Annotated in this window: 5 protein-coding genes and 1 pseudogene; all 6 read left to right on the top strand. The window is 43.8% G+C overall.

What is annotated here, in order from left to right:
- Nucleotides 1-242, top strand: a pseudogene (locus IM509_RS00715) (hypothetical protein); the annotation flags it as partial.
- A 206-nt stretch (nt 243-448) separates the two neighbouring features.
- Nucleotides 449-724: a hypothetical protein gene (locus IM509_RS00710; protein WP_002752924.1), complete on the top strand. Its 276-nt coding sequence runs from the start codon at nt 449-451 to the stop codon at nt 722-724.
- Entirely contained in the window at nt 721-1,089 is a 369-nt protein-coding gene (locus IM509_RS00705) for a hypothetical protein (RefSeq protein ID WP_002752923.1), read from the top strand. Before IM509_RS00710 ends, IM509_RS00705 begins: the two co-directional genes overlap by 4 nt.
- A gap of 193 nt (nt 1,090-1,282) precedes the next feature.
- A complete protein-coding gene (locus IM509_RS00700) occupies nt 1,283-1,552 on the top strand; it encodes a hypothetical protein (RefSeq protein ID WP_002789718.1) in 270 nt (89 codons plus the stop codon).
- Complete coding sequence (locus IM509_RS00695) at nt 1,545-1,964, top strand: pepsin/retropepsin-like aspartic protease family protein (protein ID WP_052276632.1); 420 nt, start codon at nt 1,545-1,547, stop codon at nt 1,962-1,964. The genes IM509_RS00700 and IM509_RS00695 overlap by 8 nt, the downstream gene beginning before the upstream one ends.
- Before the next feature lie 473 nt (nt 1,965-2,437).
- The gene (locus IM509_RS00690) at nt 2,438-2,602 is read left to right on the top strand and encodes a DUF4160 domain-containing protein (protein ID WP_349283572.1); all 165 of its coding nucleotides are present in this window, start codon (nt 2,438-2,440) and stop codon (nt 2,600-2,602) included.
- Nucleotides 2,603-2,797 lie beyond the last annotated feature (195 nt).

Genomic DNA, 2,797 nt, shown 5'->3' with positions numbered 1-2,797 from the left:
GAATAAACTTGGGAGAAGATTCTGTTCTCGGTTTTCATCTTGTAGGGATTCTTGCTTTTTCCCTATCTACCCAGATATTTTTCTTTTTGGCAACCCTTGTCTTGTCAGGTTTTGACCCACTTGTGTCCGTCAGTCAGGCCAAGGTTATCTCATTACGGGATGACTGGTATGGACACTTTACAGTTATTGAAGAAGACAAAATTAGAATGAGAGACTTAACGGTGAGATCGCCGATCTTGTAGGGTACGTTCCCTCATGTGACTCCTACTGCTCCAGCGATCGATTTTTGGGGAACGTACCATGCACATTAATTGAAGCGCCGATTCAAATTTGAAGTGCACCACTGGGGGGCTTCCGATGAGGCGGCTCATCAGTAGTAGAGCGGGAGCACTTCGTTAGAATAAATCAGAGTATAATTAAGGCAAAATACTGAGTTGAGGTCAACCCTATGGCAGTTCGTCAACGGCGTTATCCCAAAGATGAGTTAGCCGAGCGAGGGCAAAAACTCTACGAATCTGGCATTCGGCAGCAAGTCGAAGCCGGTAATGAAGGTAAGATTGTAGCGATCGACATTGAAACTGGAGAGTTTGAAGTCGATGAAAACGTTGTGCCTGCAACTAATCGGCTCTTTGAACGTCACCCCGATGCCCAACCTTGGATCATTCGTATCGGACATCGCGCTGTTTATCATTTCGGGGCACGGAGTTTGAAGAAAAATCCATGATGGAAGGTGTTGTAAATTTGCGGCGTGAAGCCACGCTAAGGATTGTAGTCGGAAACTCAAATCGGCAACTGCAAGCGGTTGACGCGGTGATTGATACCGGGTTCAATGGATTTTTATCTTTGCCCTCTACAATCATCGCTACATTAAATTTACCTTGGAGTGGTTCTGATTTTGTCACGCTGGGTGATGGCAGTGAAACTTATTTTGATCTGTACACTGGGACTGTGATATGGGATGGGCAGTACCAAGAGATTGATATTGCAGAATCAGAAACAGAGCCTCTACTAGGAATGGCGCTGCTTTACAGATATCGGTTGCAGGTCGATAACATTGAGGGCGGTAAGGTCAAGATTGAAGCCTTATGAGCCAGTGCTAGAAGAGATTCGGTGAGGCGCGGTCTAACAACGCAGCCGTAGGGTGCGTTCCCTAATGTGACTCCTACTGCTCCACCGATCAATTTTTGGGGAACGCACCATGCACATTTATTGAAGCTGTATTCCTTGATGGGAGAGGTAGATTTAGGAAGATGCTATGATCCAAATTAGATAGCAACACCAGATGTTTAATATGTCCCTTATCGAACTCCTGCCAACTGTCAGTCAACTAACGCATCAAGACAAGCTCAGGCTTATTCACTATCTTTTGCTTGCAGTAGCCAAAGAGGAAGGATGTAGCCTAGACACTGCAAGTAATGAGCATAATGAAAATATGCTGATCAAGCAACTAGCGGTTACTAACGCGGTTGTCTGGTCGCCTCAAGCAGATCATCAAGCTGTTCACGCTTTGTCTGAGCTTTTGGTGTCGGCAAAGGGAGTATCAAATGCTTGACGGTCATCGCTTTTCTTTTACAGAACGGACTGACAGTTCTGGTCGGTCTAGCATCTTGCCATACTTGCCGCTAACCTTAACTGATGGAAAACAGTCAATAGAGGTTATGGCTTTATTGGATACGGGTGCTAGTGTTAATGTCTTACCCTACGAAATCGGATTACAGTTAGGGGCGGTCTGGGAAAATCAAACTATTCAAATTCCCTTAAGTGGAAACCTTGTCCATAGTGAGTCACGAGGGCTGGTTTTGACTGGGACAGTTGCACATTTTGCTCCTGTTTTACTTGCCTTTGCGTGGACTCAATCAACAGATGTACCAGTAATTTTAGGTCACATGAACTTTTTTGCAGAATTTAATGTGTGCTTTTATCGAAACGAATTAGCTTTTGAGATTTGTCCGATCCAGAAATAAACTATTGCCAACCAATCCGCTGAACTTGTCATTTGCCGAACTGTTTTTACTTCGTAGCCAGTGCGATGCCGAAGGCACTGCGTAGCAGCACGCCGCTCTTGTAGGGTGCGTTCCCTAATGTGACTCCTACTGCTCCACCGATCGATTTTTGGGGAACGCACCATGCACATTAATTGAAGCTGTAAGTCTAAATGCGATACCGAAAGCACTGGGTAGCAGATCGCTGATCTTGTAGCTTGGGTTGACGAAAAGAAATCCAACACCTTCGGAACTAAACTGCGAACGCTAATCTTGTATTGTTCTTAACCTTAAATAGCCTTTGGCCTACACGAGCATATTCACAGATTGACAGTCAGCGAGGCATTCAGCTATGTTTGAGATGTTTAGAGCAAAACTTTTGAATGCCCACGCTGTTGACCGTTGGCCCATATCGATTCTTTTGATACGCAGGCGATCGCAATGAGCCACCTCACATCCATGTTGAACGAGATCGAGAGATCGCTAAATTCTGGCTTCAGCCGGTTCGTCTTCAGAGTAACCAAGGATTTAACCGCACCGAAATTAACCGCATTCAAAAACTTGTTCAAGAAAACCAAGAACAATTACTAGCAGGCTGGAATGACTTTTTTAACGAATGAAGTATTTGAAACATTGGCAATTCAGCAATTGGCCATCACAGATGACACACTCAGTAGACCTCTTGCATAATTTTTTTATGGTATAATATAAGGTTTTGCTTTTTTCTCAATTCTTAGATTGAAGTGGAAAAAAGAATAAAATGTGATCTTAGGTCAGGAAATCATCTATAATTTTGCTATGTTTATTAGCAAAAT

This window comes from Microcystis sp. M31BS1, assembly GCF_020245285.1.
GTDB lineage: Bacteria > Cyanobacteriota > Cyanobacteriia > Cyanobacteriales > Microcystaceae > Microcystis > Microcystis panniformis.
This window is presented reverse-complemented; position numbering and strand designations above follow the sequence as displayed.

Bases quoted from the DNA above. Each gene is read 5' to 3' on its own strand.
- IM509_RS00705 (WP_002752923.1), top strand. From the start codon at position 721: ATGATGGAAGGTGTTGTAAATTTGCGGCGTGAAGCCACGCTAAGGATT.
- IM509_RS00700 (WP_002789718.1), top strand. From the start codon at position 1,283: ATGTTTAATATGTCCCTTATCGAACTCCTGCCAACTGTCAGTCAACTA.
- IM509_RS00710 (WP_002752924.1), top strand. From the start codon at position 449: ATGGCAGTTCGTCAACGGCGTTATCCCAAAGATGAGTTAGCCGAGCGA.
- IM509_RS00695 (WP_052276632.1), top strand. From the start codon at position 1,545: ATGCTTGACGGTCATCGCTTTTCTTTTACAGAACGGACTGACAGTTCT.